Origin of the sequence: Clostridium disporicum, assembly GCF_001405015.1 — a bacterium.
GTDB lineage: Bacteria > Bacillota > Clostridia > Clostridiales > Clostridiaceae > Clostridium > Clostridium disporicum_B.
Window position 1 is genome coordinate 56,284 of the sequence record NZ_CYZX01000017.1, and the last position, 19,338, is coordinate 75,621.

Genomic DNA, 19,338 nt, shown 5'->3' on the forward strand with positions numbered 1-19,338 from the left:
TAAGGGGATGGATTTATGTATAAGTATAGATATGAAAAATCATCAGGGGGAACGTTTTTTACAGAACCGGATCATAGAGAGGTCATAGATAAATTAGCTAGAGAGGGATGGAGATTTGTAGCTGCAATACCTACTTATCAAACTGGAGAAGGTAAAGTTAAGGAGTTTGATTTAGTATTTGAAAAAAAGGTCGATTAATAATAGTTTAATGGGAAGTAGTATAAAATTTATATTTAGTTATTTATTAAAGCTATAGAGTAATCTATAGCTTTTTATAATATCTTCTGTTAAAAAATGATATTATTTATCACAAAAATAATAATATAATTTACTAAATTATACAATTTATGGTAAAATATTTTTGTGAACATTTGGGGGTGGGTGAATGGAACTAAAACATATTTCAATAAAAGTAAAATTAATAATATTTGTATATATGTTATTATCAATAACAAAAATGCAAAAAATAGATAAGTCATTAATAATTTTAATGCTTTTATATTTAATATCAATATTTTCAAATGGAATAGTAAAAGAGAAATATAGAATTATACTAAGTGCTTTTGAAGGTTTATGTGCTTTGTTTATAGGAATAAAGTTTATTCCTATAGCTATGGTTTTATTAATAATTACAATGCTGGAGCTTGCTCTAGGAAAGATAAAAGATAAAGGTATTTTATTTGCTTTAATTGCTTTACCTTTATTGTTAATAAGAGACTATTTATTAAATAGTGAAATTATAGTATTGGTTTTAGTTATAGCATTGTTCTTTTCTTATTATTTTAAAGAACAACATAACTTATTTAAAATGGAGAGAGAAAATGAACAAAGAAGAAAAGAAATATATAAACTTCAAAGCAGATTAAAAGAAGAACAGAATTTTAAAGAGCAATTTCTGTATACAATGCAATTAGAAGAAAGAAATAAGCTTTCTGGAAAGCTTCACGATAGAATAGGTCACACAATATCGGGAACGTTGCTTCAGTTAGAAGCTATTAAACTAACTATTGATAATAACAAGGAGCAAGGAAAAAAACTATTAGATATGTCTATTGATAACTTAAGAAAAGGTATGAATGATATTAGAATGATTTTAAGAGAAATTAGACCACAGCAAGAAGAATTAGGAATTAATAGAATCAAATTAATATTAGAAGAAAAGACTAAAAATACAAGATTTAAATATAGTATAAGACATTCAGGTGATTTAGAAAAAATATCAGCATCTAATTGGATTATTTTTGTACAAGCTGTAAAGGAATTAAGTACAAATTCAATTAAATATTCTAAGGGTACAGAAATAGATGTAAATATAACAATCTTAAATAAAATTATCAAGTTAGAAGTTAGAGATAATGGTATAGGCTCAATGGAAGTTAAAAAGGGCATTGGTTTATCTAATTTAGAAGAGAAGATTGCAGAAATCAATGGACAGCTAATAGTTGATGGTACAGATGGATTTTCTGTAATTTTAATAATTCCATTTTAAAGGAGGCTATATGGAAAAGATTAAAATCTTAATAGTAGATGATGATTCCTTAATAAGGGAGAGTTTAAAAATAATATTAAGCTCTGATGACAAAATAGAAGTTTTATCTACAGCTAGTAATGGACAAGAAGCAGTGGATTATTGTATTAAAAACTCAGTTGATATTGCTTTAGTAGATATAAGAATGCCTTTAGTTAATGGAGTAAAAGCTACAAAAGAAATAACTAAGAGAACTAACACTAAGGTAATTATTTTAACTACTTTTGATGAAGATGAATATATAAAAGAAGCATTGAACTATGGAGCTAAGGGATACTTATTAAAAAATACATCACCTAGAAAGATAATAGAAACTATAAAAGTAGTGAGCAGTGGAAATTGCGTCATTCAAGAAGAGGTATTAAATAAGATAACAGATAAGCTACTTAAAGTTAATAATAAATCAGAAAAGAAAATAGATACAAGTTTATTTACAGAAAGAGAATTAAACATTATGGAAGCGATAGCAGATGGATTAACTAATAAAGAAATATCAAAAAAACTATTTATATCAGAAGGAACTGTAAAAAACTATATTACATCTATTTTAGATAAGACAGATTTAGAACATAGAACACAAATAGCAATTTACTATATAAAAGGTAAGTAAACCCAAAGAATTAAATATATAGTGGTAACTAAGAGACAGGGGGAGATTTTAATTGAAGTTTGATCTTTGGAGATCGGTAGAAGTTTTTGTAATTGGATTAATAGTATGCTTTACTACAACTATGCTTCTTGGGGATGAGGCATTTACTGGTATAGCAATAATTTATTTAGCTGCAGTTATTGCAGGAAAAGTCAGCAATAAATAAGTTAGGTTATTAAATTAAAGGGGTGATTGAAATGAAGGCATATGAGAAATTATCTAAATTTTACAAAAAGGATTGGGGTAATGATAGTATTAGATATATTGATTTAATTACAAATGTAATTAATACATTAGATTTAAAGATAACTTCTATCTTAGATGTTGGGTGTGGTACAGGGATACTTGCAAATGAGTTGAAGAAAATGAACTTTGAAGTTAGCGGAATGGATATTTCAGAGGACATGATTAATGTAGCTAAAGAAACTACAACAGAAATTGAATTTATAGTAGCAGACATGAGAAATTTTGATATGAAGAAGAAATTTGATATGATTACATGTGCTTTTGATGCTATTAATTATATAACTACTGATGAGGATATGGAAAATGCTATGAGTAGTATTTATAATAACTTAAATGAAAATGGATTTTTTATATTTGATGTTAACACACCTTATTTATATGAGGATAAGCATTTTGGTGTAATCAATAGGGTATTTGATAATATACATTTTAAGCAAATATTAGAATATGATAAAACAACTCAAATAGCTACTACACTTTTTGATTTTGGAAATAATGAGTTAGAAAATCATATTCTAAGGGCATATTCAGTTGAAAAAATGGATGAATATCTTTTGAAATCTGGATTTGAAATAGTTGGTAGATATAAAAACTTTAGAATGTTTCCTATAGAAGATAGAACATACAAGGTTTTTTATGTAGCAAAAAAGAGGTAAGCTAGAAATAATATAGCTTTACAAAAGGGAGGTTAAGGAGATTTAGAGTCTCAGTTAAATTCCAAGTTAGAGGTGAATTCAGATGAATTTAAGATTAGCTAATATGTATGACTTACCCAAAATCAAAGTTGTATACGGAAAAATAATTGATAACATGAATAAAAATAACATACAGATTTGGAATGAGATTTATCCATGTGAGGTTTTCTATGATGATATTGTAAATAATCGTCTTTATGTTTTAACGGAAAACGATGAGATAGTTTCAGCTTTTGCTTTAAGCAATTCAAATTTAGGAGAAGAGTATATGAAATGGGGAAATAAAAATGCTAAAGCATTATATATTGATAGGTTTGGAGTTAATGTCAATTATTTAAGAAAAGGAATTGGCAGCGTAATGATTAATAAAGCAATTGCCATTGCAAGAGATAGCAGTGCTAAATATATACGGCTTTTTGTTGTGGATATAAATAAACCTGCAATAAATTTTTATTTAAAGAATGGCTTTAAGCAAGTTGATGGAATCTATGAAGAAAGAATTGATGATTTTGTGTTAAGTGAATATGGCTTTGAGATAAAAGTATAAATGAACATGTATAATTTTATTATTAAATTAAGAGATATTGAATAGGTGCCAGTAGGTGTTTTGTTTTTGCACAAATATACCTACTGGCACTAGTTTATTTATTTCTTTTTAAATATCTCATTATTATAATACCCTCTTCAACAACATAATATCGAAGAGTTTTGATTTCGTATTTAGAGTCAAATCACCATCTCAAATTATCTAGTCGAATCCATCATTTTCATCTGCTATATAGCAATCTAAGCCTATTGTTAAATTTAATATTATTTTCCCATCCATATTAGTAATACTCCAGGTAACCTTTTTTATAGTATTTATAAAAATTTATCCCCTTAATATAAAGGCGAAGCAATTAAATATGACTTTTGTCATATGCACTTTATGACTTTGTATAGTAGGTTGATTTTTATATATTTCCTATAATGATGGTATAAGATAAAACTTGGGGGTATTTAAATGAAGGTTATTGAAATAAGGGATTTAGTAAAGAAGTATGGTAATAACATTGCTGTTGATAATATTAACTTATCTATAGATGAAGGTGAAATATATGGTCTACTTGGGCCAAATGGGGCTGGTAAAAGTACAATTATAAACATGCTTTGCTCTTTATTAAAGCCAAACTCTGGTTCTTTAAAGATATTTGGGGTAGATGTGCAAGAGCATAACATGGATGTTAAGAAAAAGATTGGGCTAGTTCCTCAAAATGTTGCTGTATACAAAGACTTTACTGCTTATGAAAATGTTAAATTTTTTGGAGAGTTATATGGTTTAAGAGGAAATAAGCTTAAGGAAAGTGTTAATAAAGCACTAGAATTTGTTGGATTACTAGATGTAGCTAAAGACCAAGCAAAAAGTTTTTCAGGTGGAATGGTCAGAAGATTAAATATAGCTTGTGCGATAGTTCATGAACCAAAATTGATTATAATGGATGAACCTACTGTAGGAATCGATCCTCAATCAAGAAATCATATTTTAAATGCTGTAAAGACTTTAAATAAAAATGGGACTACTATAATTTATACTACTCACTATATGGAAGAAGCAGAGAATCTTTGTAGCAAGATAGGAATTATAGATAAAGGAAAGATAATAGTTGAAGGAAGTACTGATGAGTTAAAGTCTATGGTAAGTGATAAGAAAACTTTACAGATACGTGTTGATGATGTTTATAAGCTTGAAATAGAAAATATTAAAAAGATAAAAGGTGTATCAGAAATTATCATTGACCAAAACTGTTTAACAATAAATACTCAAAAGGAAATAAACAACCTAGATATATTAATAAAAAGTATAACTGATTCAAATGTAAAAATATTAGATTTAGGCTTTAAGGAAATAACACTTGAAACTGTATTTTTAACTTTAACAGGTAGAAGTTTAAGAGATTAGGAGGAGTTATGATATCAATAATTAAAGGGATAATATTAAATCAAATAAGAAAGAAAAATAGTACACTCTTTAAGATAGTTTTTCCAGTATTCTTAATTCTTGTTCTAGGTTTTACTCTTTCAAATGATTTTGAAACAGGTAGAGATACATCTTTAGATAAATTAGATGTCTTATATATTGATAATGGAGACGATTATTCAAAAGAAGTATTAAAGGCTTTTAAGAAAATAGATTCGGGGTTAGAAATAGAATTTAAAGAAGCAACTTCAATAGAAGAAGCTAAACAAAGAGTTAGAATTGAAAAAGCAGTGTTTCTCTATTTAAATAAAGGAATAATAGAGATATATTCTAACGATAAGTATATTACTAATTCATCTATAGTATATGGAATGTTGAAGGGGATAAGCAATGGTTTAAATGCCACTTTAGAGATGTATAATGTTAATCCACAAAGAGATTTTACAATAACTCCTATAGAAAAAAATGGAATTTTAGATGTAGAAACTATAGCAAGTACTAAGTCACCATCATCAATGGATTATTATGGTGTGGCAGAGATTGGGCTTATGATATTTTATTACTTTTCAATGCCAATTTATTATATGAAGGAAGAAAGAAAAAGAAATATAAAGGACAGGATTTTACTTTCTGGAATTTCAAATAGAAAATATTATTTTGCATCTTTTATAGGTTATTCTGTATTTGCATTTTCAACTACTACGCTAGCATATCTAATATCTAAATTTATCTTAGGCATTAACTATGGAAATAATATTTTAATCCTTCCTATTGCAGCATTACCTTTTATTACGTTAGTGATATCTTTAGGTATGTTTTTATCAATAGTACTAAAGGATGAAGATAGAGGTGAAATAATAGGATCTTCAGTAGTAATTCCAATTTTATGTTTCTTAGGGGGAGGATATATAGCTTTAGGTGATGATGTAAATGTTCTATTCAATATTGTTACAAAGATATCACCATTAAGATGGTTTAATAATGGACTATTTAGATATATCTATAACGGTGACAGCTCTATGTTAATTACATGGGTTATTATAGGTTCTTTAGCAACAATAATATTATTAGCATTAATATACTATATACTTGGAAAGGAAGATTTTATTGATGGCAAATGTATGGATTCTATTTAAGAATAATTTATATATTTCAGTAGTAAAGAAAAAGGTTAATTTTATTTTAACCTTAGTAGCTCCTATTCTAATTTTATTGCTTATGGGTAAAATACTTAGCTTTGGTGGTGGAAATTCTTTGAATATTGGGATAGTAGATAATGATAATACAAAGACTACAGAAGCTTTAGTAGAATTTTTACAAGACACAAATTTTATTAATGTTATAAATATGGATGAAAATGATATAAATAATAAGTTAGCAGAAAGAACTATATTCGGTGTTATATCTTTTAAAGAAGGATATGAAGAAGCATTATTTACTGGAAATGAAGATAAGATTTTAATAACAACTACTGAGAATGATGTTGATATTAAAGATATTATTAGTGACATGCTGTACCCTGAAGTTGTAAATATTAGAAATTTAGCTAATGTATGTGAAAGTAAACAAGAGTATATAGAGGTTTTAGATAGTTATAAAAATGACGGAGAAGTTAAAATTGAGAGAAAACCACTTTCAGATTTGAGAGAAGATTACTTAAAATCAAGTATATTTGTTGGTTTTATTATATTCTTTATGTTACTTAGAGGAAGTAGTGGATCATTACATTATTATGAAGAAAAAGATGAAAATGTATTTAATAGACTTTTTATGGCACCAGTGGAATCATATCAGTACTATTTAGCTGACCTTTTAAGCAACTATTTAGTAGTTTTTATACAAGCTATTATAGGAATACTAGGAATGAAGATTTTAGGTACTAACATTGGTGTTAGTAGTGGAATGCTATTGCTAATAATGGGTGTTGTTGGGCTAGTGTCAGTATCACTAGCTATATGTATTAGAGCTTTTTGTAATACCTATAGTGAGTTTAATATGATTTTTAATTTTTTAAATATTATTCTAATAATTGTTGGAGGATGTTTCGTACCATTAGATATAATGCCAAAGTTGGTAAATAATATTTCATATTTGACACCAACTAGATGGGCAATGGAAGCAATAAGTGATTTACAATTAGGATTAGGATTTAAGGATATAGTACCACATATATTCATTATTATATTATTTGCAGTAGTTTTCTTTGTTATTGGTTCATACAAAACAACAAAATCAGAAAAAGAGTTTTCTATAATTTAAATATTAAATACTTTATGTTTAACAAATTTAAATGAATATATGTATATAAATCTAAATCCATCTAAAGATCCTAATAGGAATTTTTTTATTAAAAGTCACAGGGGAATCTGTGACTTTTTTGTTGGATAAAAATACCGATACTAGGTTTTAATTAGATAAAAATATAATTTTTGAAAAAATAAATGAAAAAATCTTTACAACAGAACATATGTTCTTTATAATTAAAAGTAGCATTTATTTATTAAGGGAGTGGTATAAATGGATTCTTGTCCAGAGAGAATAATATTTCATATTGATGTTAATTCTGCATACTTATCTTGGACTGCAGTTAAACAATTGCAGTATGGCGAAAATGATATAGATATTAGAACTATACCTTCTATTATTGGTGGAGATGGAGAAAATAGGCATGGAATAGTGTTGGCAAAATCAATACCAGCTAAAAAGTATAATATTCAAACAGGAGAATCAATAGCAGAATCTTTAAAAAAATGTCCTAACTTAAAGATATATCCCCCAGATTATAATTTGTATATGAGGTGTAGCAATGCTATGGTTGAGCTGTTAAAGGAATATACCCCAGTAATACAAAGATATTCAGTAGATGAAGTATTTATGGATGTGAGTCATTTTAAAGATAAGTATATGGAAAAAGCTTATGAAATAAAACTTAGGATAAAGGAAGAGTTAGGATTTGCAGTAAATATAGGTATTAGCCATAATAAATTACTTGCTAAAATGGCTAGTGACTTTAAAGAAAAGGACTCTGTTCACACCCTTTTTAAAAATGAGATTAAGGATAAAATGTGGCCACTAAATATACGGGATTTGTTTATGGTTGGAAAAGTTACAGAAGCCAAGTTACTTAAGTTGAATATTAATACAATAGGAGAGCTTGCTCAATATAATCTAGAGTTTCTTAAACCTATTTTTAAAAGCTATGCAAGTGTAATTCATAATTATGCCAATGGCATTGAAAATTCAGAGGTTAGAGCTAGTAATTATATGGAAGTTAAGGGGATAGGTAATTCAACTACTACTAGTAAAGATATATATACAAGAGAAGAAGCATTGAAAATATTATTATCATTAACAGAAACAGCATCTATGAGATTAAGAAAAAATAATAGTATGTGTAGTTTAATTGCAGTATCAATAAAAACTAATGGATTTTTTAAGTTTTCACATCAAAGAACTTTGAATAATATTACAGATTCAACAGAAGAAATATTTCATCAAGTTACTAGTGTTTTTGATGAAATGTGGAATAATCAACCTATTAGGCAATTAGGGGTACGCTTTAGTAATTTATGTAGCAATGAATTTTATCAAAGAACATTTTTTGATGATAAAAATATAGATAAGAAAAGATCTTTAGATAGGGCTATAGATAACATAAGAGAGCGATTTGGAGATAAAGCAGTATTTAGGTCTGTATTTATTAGTTCGGATATAAAACCTTTAAGTGGAGGTAATGGAGAAGACGATTACCCTATGATGGGAAGTATATTATAGGAGATGATTATGGTGAAAGGATTAGCAAAAACTATACAGATGATAGCTTGGTTTGACGAAAACGGTAAGATAAATCCTATAAAGTTTAAATACGAAGAAGAGAATGAAGGGACTAAGGTAATCTGTATAAATAATGTTTTGAATAGAAGTTTTGAAAAATTAGCAGGAAATCTTATGTGGAAATTTACTTGTACCAGTATTGTTGATGATACAGAATATATCTATAATATAAAATATGATTTAATAAATTGTAGATGGCTATTACTAAGTTAATTAAAGGAGGTTATGAAAAAATGAGATATTTTATAGTAGAGGGAACAATAATAAATGCGGATTTAATGAATGATAATATTATGAAAAAACATATGGAGTATTCACAAAAAGCAATGAATGAAGGATTAATATTAATGTCCGGTCTTAAAGAAGATATGAGTGGTGGATTATTTATTATGAAATCAGAGTCTATTGAAAAAGTAGATAACTATTTATGTAATGAACCATTAAAAGTTAATGGAATACAGGAGTACAAGATAGTAGAGTTTTCGCCACATTATTTTAATCAATCTCCTAATGACTGGTTTAATAAATAATTAAAAAACTATAAACATATATATTAATTAGAAATAAGAAGTTTCAAAATTATTAATGTATATAATTGACAGGTAATATTTAAAGTTATATAATTATGACAAATAAAGGCTATGAAGAGAAGAGTAGTTATGAAGTAATATACAGAGAGTTTCCGTTTGGTGGAAGGAAATTATGAAATCATAATGAAACAAGGCTTGGAGCTGCATATGGGATCTTATAAAATTGTTTATAAGTGATAATATGACGTTTGTTCACGTTACAGAACTAGAGTATGATTTGACCTTTTAGGAAGATGGTGTACTTGATGAGATTAAAATGGTGACATTTTAAGAATAAAGGGTGGTACCGCGAAATTGAACTTTCGCCCCTGTGGAATTTACGTTCTACAGGGGCTTTTTTGACGTTAAAAATACTATACTCGAATAACTTATAAAATTTAGAAATCTTAAAGGAGAGATTATTATGATAAGTAAAAGATTAGATAGAAATGAAAGACCAATATTTCCTAAAAAAGCTGTTATTACTGCTGGAATGCCATATGGAAATAAAAATCTTCATTTTGGTCATGTAGGAGGAATGTTTGTCCATGCAGACATATTTGCAAGATTTTTAAGAGATAGAATAGGAAAAGAAAATGTAATCTTTATATCAGGTACAGATTGCTATGGTTCTCCAATTCTTGAAAGCTATAGAAAATTAAAAGAAGAAGGCTACGAAAATACTATAGAAGATTATGTTAGAGGAAATCATTTAAGTCAAAAGAAAACCTTAGAAGACTACAATATTAGTCTAAATATTTTTGGTGCTTCGGCTCTTGGAAGAACAGGAGAAATTCATGAGGAAGTATCAGAATATATCTTTAACACTTTATTTGAGAATGGATATATAAAAAAGATGTCAGCATTGCAATTTTATGATGAAGAAAAGAAAACTTTTCTTAATGGAAGACAAGTAGTTGGTAAATGTCCAATTGCTGGGTGTAACTCTGATAAAGCCTATGCGGAAGAATGTTCATTAGGACATCAATATATGGCATCGGAATTAATTAATCCAATTAGCACGTTGTCAGGTAAAAAACCAGTACTAAAAAGTGTAGATAATTGGTATTTTACTTTAGATGATTCAATGGATGTTATGCAAGAGCTTAATGAGTTTTTAAAGAAAAATACTAATAGAAGAAAATATGAAATAAAAGCTATAGAAGAATTTTTAAAGAAACCAGTGATTTATGTTCCTAGAAAATATATTGACAATTTAGCCGAACTGGAAGCTAAATTCCCAAATCATGAAACTATTGATGAAGAGAAAAAGTCATCAATAACTTTTGTTTTTGAACATTTAGAAGATAGAGATAGAGCTAAGGAAGTATTGGAAAGTTTAAGTATTAACTACACTAGTGGTAAGACTTTAGTACCTTTTAGATTATCAGGGAATATTTCATGGGGAGTAAAGGTTCCAGATAGAGATGATTTAAAGAATTTAACATTCTGGGTGTGGCCTGAATCTTTATGGGCGCCAATATCATTTTTAAAAACTTACTTAGAATCAAAAGGTAAGGATGCAGAAGAATGGCGTAATTGGTGGGAATCAGATGATTCAATGGTTTATCAATTTATAGGTGAAGATAATATTTATTTTTACTCTATTGCAGAAATGGCAATGTTTATAGGTTTAAAAATAGCCAAAGGAGAAAGTGTGGATGTTACTAAAGTAAATCTACCACATATAGTTGCTAATAAGCATATTTTATTTATGGATAAAAAAGCAAGTAGTAGTTCGGAAATAAAGCCTCCAATGGCAGATGAATTATTAAAATATTATACTAAAGATCAATTACGTATGCACTTTATGAGTTTAGGCTTATCATCAAAGAGTGTTGGATTTAAACCACAAGTTTATATGAAGGAAGAGGAAAAAGTAGGAACGGATCCAGTATTAAAAGAAGGAAACCTTTTAACAAACGTATTTAATAGACTTATTCGTTCATGCTTCTATACATTGCAAAGCTTAAATGAAGATATACCTACTGAAGAAGTAAGTATAAAAATAAAAGAAATAACAGAGAAGGCAGTTTTTGAATACGAAAGACATATGTACAATCAAGATTTTCATAGAATAGCATATGTTTTAGACGAATATATAAGAGAAATAAATAAGTATTGGACTAACAATATAAAAAATGATGAATTAAAAAGACAAGTAGTTTCAGATTGCTTCTATGCTTGTAAAGTTATAGCTATGCTAATACATCCAATAGCTCCAGAAGGATGTGAAATGTTTAAGGATTATCTAAATATTGGTGATGAAATATGGAATTGGGATAATATATTTGAACCTATTAATTTCTATTTTAAAGATAGTGAAAATCACAAATTTAAATTCCTAGAACCAAAAGTAGATTTCTTTAAGAAAATGGATTATCAATATTAAAAATTATGTTTTAGAATGTTAATATATTTTTCTGTTAATTTCCATTAGAGTAAAGTGTTGATATGTTATACTTACACAGATAAATATTAAGTATAATATATCAACAGTATCTAATAAAGAAAGTTATTTATAATTAGCTTGATAGTTTTTTCCCCAAGCTTCCATTACATTAATAACAGGTCTTAATGAGTTTCCAAGAGCACTTAAACTATATTCAACTCTAGGGGGTACTTCAGGATATGCAGTTCTGATTACAATACCATCTTCAACCATAGACTTTAAAGATTGAGTTAATACTTTTTGGCTAATTTCTGGTATACTTTTTTGAAAATCACTATATCGTCTAGTATCAGCTAAAAGATCTCTTAATATTAATAGCTTCCATTTACTATCTATAAGTCTAACAGTTGTTGCAACTGGACAAAGGGGTAGTTCTTTTTTTGTCTTCATAAAATTTTTCCTCCAAAGTAAGTAAAATATCAATTCATACCAAAAGGTGCGTAGCGAACATAAAAGTGCCTACTTTCCAAGCTTTTACACCTAATGATATTATAATGACAGTTAAGAATGCATGCAACTATTAATGAATTTATGATTTAAATATAGGGAGAAGATAAAAGTGAATGAAGTAATTAAATGTATAAAGGAAAGACGTTCAATTCGTAAATATTTAAAGAAGCAAATAGAAGAAGATAGACTAGACGAAATTTTAGAAGCTGGTATTTATGCTCCTAATGCAGGTGGGAGACAATCGGCATTAGTTGTAGTATCACAAAATGAAGAAGTTAATGAAAGACTTGGAAAGATTAATCGTGGAGCTTTTTATGAAAGTGTTCCGAAGAATGCAAAATTAGGAGTATCTAAAGACCAACCTAGTATTGCAGATGATAGAAATATAAAAAGTGCTTTTTATGGAGCACCAACAGTTATAACATTATTCGCACCTAATAACTATCTATACACATATGCTGACTGTGCTGTTGTAGCACAAAATATTATGATATCAGCACATTCATTAGGAATTGGATCTTGTATGGTTGGACGAGCTGATAAAACTTTTGAGGGTGAGTATGGGAATGATATTCTGAAAGAGTGGGGAGTAGAAGAGGGATATATTCCAACATATCATATTGCTCTTGGATATTATGAGTGTGAATTACCACAGGGGAAGGAGAGAAAAGAAGGGAGAATAAAGAAAATCTTAAATAAATAAGAAAATTTAAAAAGAGAGTAACAAAGTTATATTTTAGTTACTCTCCTTTAATTATAATAAACGAAGTTATTACTAACACAAGCTGTCTATTATTTTTAAAAATAGGCTATAATTTTCAGTTATTAGATAATAACTATTCTAAAGTTCTTCTAGGAATTCTAAGCTTAATTTCATTTTCAATTTGTGAAAGCATTTTAGAATCCTTAGGATCTACAAATAGACATGTATAACCTTCATTTCCAGCTCTTCCGGTCCTACCAATACGATGAATATAAGTTTCAACAGATTCAGGAATATCATAATTATAAATATGACTAGCCCCACTAATATCTAATCCACGAGAGGCTACATCAGTTGCAATTAAATATTGTATATCAGCATTTTTAAAAGATTTCATTATTCTTTCTCTTTTAGATTGTTGGATATCGCTATGAATTACCTTGCAGTTATATCCACGTCTATGCATAACAATTTCAAGCTCATCAGCTCTTCTTTTTGTTCTGCAGAATATTATGGCCATAAAAGGATTATCTTGATCTAAAACTTTGCATAAAGTTTCTCTTTTTTCTCTATCAATTGTTTCAACAACTTCTTGTTTAATATTAGTTAAAGTTACTTCCTCCTTTTTTACAGTTACAAGTACAGGGTCTTGCATATATCTATAAGCAAGTTTTTTTACAGAAGCATTCATAGTAGCAGAGAAGCATAAAGTTTGCTTCTTTTTAGGAGTTTCTTTCATTATAGTATCAATTTCATTTCTAAATCCCATTAAAAGTATTTGGTCAGCTTCATCTAATACTATAGTTTTTAAAGTACTTAAATTTACAGTTTTTCTTTTAAGATGATCTAAAAGTCTTCCAGGAGTTGCAATTATAAGCCTTATATTTCCTTTTAACTTTTTCATTTGGGACCCAATATCTTTACCACCATACATAGATAAAACACCTATATCCTTAGCAAGACTTAATTTATTTGCCTCTTCAGTTATTTGAATTGCAAGTTCTCTTGTAGGAGAGATTATTAAAGCTTGAATGCCATTAGAAGTTAATGATATATTTTCAAATATAGGTAATAAAAAGGCTAAGGTCTTTCCAGTACCTGTTTGAGCTTCAGCTATAACATCTTTTTTATTTAAAATATGTATTATACTATCCTGTTGAATTGGTGTTGGAGTTTTAATTCCAGATTTCTTTAATATATTTTCTATATCGTTACTAATTCCTAAATCTTTAAAGTTCATATTATTATACCTTCCGTTTTTCTTAAGTTTCATATCATTATAACATATTAACGTAAAATATATGTAAAGATAGATTATTTATTAATCCGCAATAAAAAAATTTATTTATGACATTATTCACTAGTTACTGAAAAAATTAAAGAAAGAAACTAATATGTTTAGCTTCTTTCTTTAATTTAATAATAACCTTATAATTTAATATAATTAGTTATCTTGTACATTTAGCACAATTTGAAACTTTTAAAGTGTTAAGTGCTTCATCGATTGGGGTAGCTTGAAAATATAAACCATTAGTTGTTGATGGGTATGCGGCATTTACTTGTGCATTTCTTTGTAATGCACAATAAAGATTTGCTAGATTTACTCTTGAATTCCTTGTTGAAGTTACCTTGAAAATTGCGTCGTCTAGATAGCTAATATCAAGGGTTGATAATATAGATTTAGCAACTTGAATATCTGTAAGTTTTTGACAATTATCAGAACCAACAACAAATCTAAATACTGAACAGTGATCACATATTGCTTGAATTTCAAAACCATCAATTTTAATTTTTTGATTACAAAGTTCTTGTAAAACATTACAAATAGTTTGTGGTGATTCTTTTATGATTAGTTCAGTTCTTAAATCAACATCAAAATTAGAATTGTTAGTACAATCGCTAGCAAAGTTAGTATTTAATATATCTTCACACCTGTTACACTCATCGTCAAAGTTGTCATAAGATGAAAAGTCAGAGAAATCTGAACAACCACAACAATCATCATCTAAAATATTACTATAATCAACCATATTAATTTCCTCCTAAGTTAAAATATAAAAAATAATTTATCTGTTAAAGATATTTATAATTCATTCTATGAAAGAATGTCGAAAATGTGTAAAGAAAAGTATTTTTTTGATAAATTCAAGGTAATATATTATTAATTGATTTGAGTTTTTTCTAAAATAAATAAAGTTTTAATATATATTTAGATGCGATAAATAATCAGATAAAGGGGTAAAGGTGGTATGTGTAGAATATAAATAGATATATGAATTTACAGTAAATAATTGTTTTTAAGGAGTAGTTAAATGGTACATGATATTGATTATAAAATTCACGGTAATGAGATGCAGTTTGTAGAAATAGTTTTAGATCCAAGAGAAACAGTAGTAGCTGAAGCAGGGGCTATGATGATGATGGATAATAGTATTACTATGGAGACTATATTTGGAGATGGTAGTGAAAAGAGTAAAAATGGTGGACTTTTTGGTAAGCTAGGAGGAGCTGCAAAAAGAGTAATAACTGGAGAAAGTTTATTTATGACAGCATTTACAAACCAGGGATATGAAAGAGAAAGTGTTGCTTTTGCTGCACCTTATCCTGGAAAGATATTACCAATGGACTTAAAAGCTTTAGGCGGAGCATTAATTTGTCAGAAAGATGCATTTTTATGTTGTGCAAAGGGAATTAGTTTAGGAATTGCCTTCACTAAAAGATTAGGAGCAGGATTCTTTGGAGGCGAAGGTTTTATACTTCAAAAACTTGAGGGGGATGGATTAGCTTTTATACATGGTGGAGGAACTATAGTTAGAAAAACGTTGATACCAGGACAGATATTAAAAATAGATACTGGATGTTTAGTTGCTATGACTAAAAATGTAAGTTATGATATTCAATTTGTAGGAGGACTTAAGAATACTGTTTTTGGCGGGGAGGGATTATTCTTTGCTACATTAACAGGGCCAGGGGATGTATGGATTCAAAGTTTACCATTTAGCAAACTTGCAGATAGAGTTATATCAGCAGCTCCACAATTAGCTGGTAGATCAAAAGATGAAGGAAGTATTCTTGGAGGAATAAGCAATTTATTTGAGAATTAGAGGAAGCTATAAATATATAAAAGAACAAAGAAATTAACAAAAAGTAAAAGAATTCATAGTGACATAAAGTTCATTAAATGTTTAAGTACATTTTGAACTTGATAAATCCTTATATTATTAAATTAAATATACCATCATTACTAGCAGTAGATGAAATATATAGTAATGATGGTTCCAATCTTTTAGATGAGCTAAGAGTATACTATTTATTGTATAGACTATAAACTAGAAATAATTCAGTGCTGATTATAAAACACCAAAGGTTTTAGGATGAAATGATATTAGAGAAATTTCAGTAGGAAAAGTAACTGATTTATTTATAATAGATATAAATAGGATAGATATTGTTGGAATTAGTCATTTTATGTTATATCAATGTATAAAAAATACTTGACATTACAAATGAGTGTAATATAATAGAAAATTACATGGATATTTGTTTAATAAAAAGAAAAATAAGTAAATTGAGTCTAGGGTAGTATTTGGAAAAGTAGGGTGTATGAAGAGTGATCTTAAAACAAAGTTTAAAAAATAAGTATTTAGAAGAGAGAGAAACTAAGTTCTTTATCTATATAGCTGTAATTATGATATTAATATTAAGTTCTTTAATTGGTAATATTTTTATTAATAGAAATAATGATTATACATATTTAGAATCAACATTGGTGTTTATTAAAACTTTTAATATTATATTATCTGCTTTGGCATTTATAAGTTGTTTAATATCATATAATAGAGTGAAAAAAGATAACATATTTATTATATCGTTAATGTACTTAGGACTAGCTATAGGTATAGCATTAGGACATATAGATTATCTTACTTTTTATCATGAAGAAATAAATATATCAAATTATATTGTTGTATCAACTTCTTTATTAAGGATACTTTTACTTATTATTACGATTTCTCCTAAATCTAAACTAAGGAGTTTAATAGTTAATAATAAAAAGAAATCAATGATATTTGTAGTACTGTACACAATAGTATTTGGTTTTTTAGAATATAATTATAATAGCGTTAGTATATACTATAGCAATTATTTTTTCATATTATATAATATGTTTTTAATGGTAGTATATATTGTAGTATCAGTAAGGTTATTTATAGTAGGACTAAAAGAAAAAGAATATTTATACATAGTTTTAAGTTCAAGTATTTTTGTGCTTGCATTAAAGGCTCTATACGCAATATATGGAATAAGAGTTGCATCATTTTATGTAAAATTAATGTCTGTTTCAATAACATATATATGTTTCTGTATAGTTATTGTAGGTAGCTTTATAGAATTGTATTTGTACATAAGTAGAACTAAAATATTAAATGACAATCTAAGTGTATTTTATAAGTTAGCAGATAATAATAAGCATAGTTTTATGTTTATATGTACTGAAGATGGTAAAGTAATATATGCAAATAGAAAGCTTAAGGAATTTTATTTTGGAACAAACGATATACAAAATAATTGTCTTGATGATTTATTAAAAGCTAAAATGAAAGCAACAGGTAAAAGGAATGAAATATTAAATTCTTTAAATGAAACTGGGCTTTGGAGAGGAATTATAAATAATAAAGAAGAAAATAAAACAATTGATTGTACAGTCCAATTAATTAGCACGTATAGAAATAATAAAGAAATAGCAGTATCATATATGGATATTTCTGATGAAATAAAGAGAGAGTTAGAATTAGAAAAACTTAAGATTTATGATAAAGAAAAAAGTGATTTTATCTCTAATATATCTCATGAACTAAAAACACCTTTAAATATTTTTTACTCAACTGTACAATTATTAGATAGTGCAGCAGATAAAGAGTGTATAAGTTTTAAATCAACTTATAAAAAATATAATAAGAGTTTACATATTAATTGCAAAAGAATGTTACGATTAATAAACAATATAATGGATATATCAATGATAGATATGGGGATTTTAAAAGCTGATTTTAGAAATTATGATATAGTGTTTTTGATTGAAGAAGTAACTTTATCTGTTGTTAATTATGCGTTATCTAAGTCAATTGTGCTGCAGTTTGATACTAATGTGGAAGAACATATAATTAAATGTGATGCTTCTATGATTGAAAGAGCAATACTTAATTTATTGTCAAATGCAATTAAATTTTCTAAGGAAAATAAAAGTATATATGTTAATGTATTAGTAGAAGAAAAATTTGTTAGAATAGACATTAAGGATGAAGGAATAGGAATCTCTGATGAGAGTAAAGAATTTATATTTGATAGATTTGTTCAAGTTGATAAGTCATTTAATCGTATGAATGAGGGCTGTGGGATTGGGCTTAGTATAGTAAAAGCACTAGTAAATCTTCATGGTGGACAAGTATTTGTAGACAGTACAGTAAATAAAGGTAGTACTTTTACAGTATTGTTACCGAATGAACTTTTAAATAATACAGAGATGAATTTATATGATAATGATATAAACAATACTGAATTAGAATTATCAGATATCTACGAATTGTTAAATAAATAAAAGTAATATTAATAGTTAAATCCTCAAGAAATTTAAAAAATACCTCTTGAGGGTTTTTATTTTTATAAGTGTTGGATATAGCTTTATTGAAGCAATAGGTTTTATGTTTGATATTAATAATTTAAATAAAGATACGTTAATATTTTTAACTAATCAATAGTACTTTATGTTAATTAAGTAATAAGATATAATTATATATTATTACTTAGTATAAATATAAGGAAAAGGTGTTATTATTATGGATTATCAAGAAGTATTAAAAAATGCAAGAGATTGTATAGGTGAGTATTGTAAAGCTTGTAATGAATGTAATGGGAAAGTGTGTAAGAACCAAATACCAGGGCCAGGGGCTAAAGGTGTTGGTGATACAGCTATAAGAAATTATGATAAATGGAAAGAAATTCGTGTTAATATGGATACTTTAACTGAAAATAAAAAAGTTGATATGAGTATAGAGTTGTTTGGACAAACTTTTAAATATCCTTTCTTTGCTGGACCTGTAGGAGCAGTTGGTCTTATGTCAATATTTTGGACACAAAAAGTCAAACTTTTTTATGCTGCACTTCTAGCTAATAATTCACATTGATCTGGAGTCATGTAATTAATAGAAGAGTGTAGCCTTTTTCTGTTATACCAACCTTCAATATATTTAAAAA

At 27.3% G+C, this 19,338-nt stretch carries 19 protein-coding genes, 1 pseudogene and 1 other annotated feature; of the genes and pseudogenes, 17 read left to right on the forward strand and 3 right to left on the reverse strand.

All coding sequences use genetic code 11. The annotated features are described in order from the left end of the window. The first annotated feature begins 15 nt into the window (after positions 1–15). The 13 genes from ARA56_RS11790 to ARA56_RS11845 all read left to right on the forward strand — a co-directional run bounded on the left by ARA56_RS11790 (position 16) and on the right by ARA56_RS11845 (position 11,870). Positions 16–198, forward strand: a complete 183-nt coding sequence (locus ARA56_RS11790) for a DUF4177 domain-containing protein (protein ID WP_055266922.1) — start codon at positions 16–18, stop codon at positions 196–198. Positions 199–385: 187 nt separating this feature from the next. Next, positions 386–1,489 (forward strand): sensor histidine kinase, encoded by a 1,104-nt coding sequence (locus tag ARA56_RS11795; RefSeq protein WP_055266924.1) that lies wholly within the window; start codon positions 386–388, stop codon positions 1,487–1,489. Positions 1,490–1,499: 10 nt separating this feature from the next. Next, a complete protein-coding gene (locus ARA56_RS11800; protein WP_055266926.1) occupies positions 1,500–2,138 on the forward strand; it encodes a response regulator transcription factor in 639 nt (212 codons plus the stop codon). Between the two features lie 52 nt (positions 2,139–2,190). Next, positions 2,191–2,343: a hypothetical protein gene (locus tag ARA56_RS16690; RefSeq protein ID WP_156334266.1), complete on the forward strand. Its 153-nt coding sequence runs from the start codon at positions 2,191–2,193 to the stop codon at positions 2,341–2,343. Between the two features lie 31 nt (positions 2,344–2,374). Further along, entirely contained in the window at positions 2,375–3,079 is a 705-nt protein-coding gene (locus ARA56_RS11805; RefSeq protein ID WP_055266928.1) for a class I SAM-dependent DNA methyltransferase, read from the forward strand. 82 nt (positions 3,080–3,161) lie between these two features. After that, the gene (locus ARA56_RS11810) at positions 3,162–3,665 is read left to right on the forward strand and encodes a GNAT family N-acetyltransferase (RefSeq protein ID WP_055266930.1); all 504 of its coding nucleotides are present in this window, start codon (positions 3,162–3,164) and stop codon (positions 3,663–3,665) included. Positions 3,666–4,121: 456 nt separating this feature from the next. After that, positions 4,122–5,057 carry an ABC transporter ATP-binding protein gene (locus tag ARA56_RS11815; RefSeq protein WP_055266932.1) on the forward strand — a complete coding sequence of 312 codons (936 nt, stop codon included), beginning with the start codon at positions 4,122–4,124 and terminating at the stop codon, positions 5,055–5,057. An 8-nt stretch (positions 5,058–5,065) separates the two neighbouring features. Next, complete coding sequence (locus ARA56_RS11820; RefSeq protein ID WP_055266934.1) at positions 5,066–6,211, forward strand: ABC transporter permease; 1,146 nt, start codon at positions 5,066–5,068, stop codon at positions 6,209–6,211. Further along, the gene (locus tag ARA56_RS11825) at positions 6,186–7,334 is read left to right on the forward strand and encodes an ABC transporter permease (RefSeq protein ID WP_055266936.1); all 1,149 of its coding nucleotides are present in this window, start codon (positions 6,186–6,188) and stop codon (positions 7,332–7,334) included. Before ARA56_RS11820 ends, ARA56_RS11825 begins: the two co-directional genes overlap by 26 nt. A 258-nt stretch (positions 7,335–7,592) precedes the next feature. Further along, positions 7,593–8,849, forward strand: a complete 1,257-nt coding sequence (locus ARA56_RS11830) for a Y-family DNA polymerase (RefSeq protein WP_055266938.1) — start codon at positions 7,593–7,595, stop codon at positions 8,847–8,849. A gap of 9 nt (positions 8,850–8,858) precedes the next feature. Further along, positions 8,859–9,122 carry a hypothetical protein gene (locus tag ARA56_RS11835; protein WP_242855947.1) on the forward strand — a complete coding sequence of 88 codons (264 nt, stop codon included), beginning with the start codon at positions 8,859–8,861 and terminating at the stop codon, positions 9,120–9,122. 20 nt (positions 9,123–9,142) lie between these two features. Further along, the gene (locus ARA56_RS11840) at positions 9,143–9,439 is read left to right on the forward strand and encodes a YciI family protein (RefSeq protein WP_055266940.1); all 297 of its coding nucleotides are present in this window, start codon (positions 9,143–9,145) and stop codon (positions 9,437–9,439) included. A gap of 102 nt (positions 9,440–9,541) precedes the next feature. Beyond that, positions 9,542–9,812: a binding site (T-box leader), on the forward strand. Positions 9,813–9,902: 90 nt separating this feature from the next. Next, a complete protein-coding gene (locus tag ARA56_RS11845) occupies positions 9,903–11,870 on the forward strand; it encodes a class I tRNA ligase family protein (RefSeq protein ID WP_055266942.1) in 1,968 nt (655 codons plus the stop codon). 123 nt (positions 11,871–11,993) lie between these two features. Here ARA56_RS11845 and ARA56_RS11850 read toward each other — a convergent pair whose 3' ends face one another. Continuing rightward, entirely contained in the window at positions 11,994–12,320 is a 327-nt protein-coding gene (locus tag ARA56_RS11850) for a winged helix-turn-helix transcriptional regulator (RefSeq protein ID WP_055266944.1), read from the reverse strand. A gap of 169 nt (positions 12,321–12,489) precedes the next feature. Here ARA56_RS11850 and ARA56_RS11855 point away from each other — a divergent pair, with 169 nt between their 5' ends. Beyond that, entirely contained in the window at positions 12,490–13,083 is a 594-nt protein-coding gene (locus ARA56_RS11855; protein ID WP_055266946.1) for a nitroreductase family protein, read from the forward strand. Positions 13,084–13,216: 133 nt separating this feature from the next. On the opposite strand, the gene ARA56_RS11860 is transcribed toward ARA56_RS11855, so the two are convergent. Further along, entirely contained in the window at positions 13,217–14,323 is a 1,107-nt protein-coding gene (locus ARA56_RS11860; protein ID WP_055266948.1) for a DEAD/DEAH box helicase, read from the reverse strand. Positions 14,324–14,531: 208 nt separating this feature from the next. Then, on the reverse strand, positions 14,532–15,113 hold the full coding sequence (locus ARA56_RS11865) for a hypothetical protein (protein ID WP_055266950.1): 582 nt from the start codon (positions 15,111–15,113) through the stop codon (positions 14,532–14,534). Positions 15,114–15,395: 282 nt separating this feature from the next. Here ARA56_RS11865 and ARA56_RS11870 point away from each other — a divergent pair, with 282 nt between their 5' ends. From ARA56_RS11870 to ARA56_RS11880, 3 genes and pseudogenes are all read left to right on the forward strand, one after another. Next, a complete protein-coding gene (locus tag ARA56_RS11870; RefSeq protein ID WP_055266952.1) occupies positions 15,396–16,187 on the forward strand; it encodes a TIGR00266 family protein in 792 nt (263 codons plus the stop codon). Positions 16,188–16,693: 506 nt separating this feature from the next. Next, positions 16,694–18,682 (forward strand): sensor histidine kinase, encoded by a 1,989-nt coding sequence (locus ARA56_RS11875; RefSeq protein ID WP_207642910.1) that lies wholly within the window; start codon positions 16,694–16,696, stop codon positions 18,680–18,682. Positions 18,683–18,920: 238 nt separating this feature from the next. Beyond that, a pseudogene (locus ARA56_RS11880) lies at positions 18,921–19,199 on the forward strand (alpha-hydroxy-acid oxidizing protein); the annotation flags it as partial. Positions 19,200–19,338: the final 139 nt, after the last annotated feature.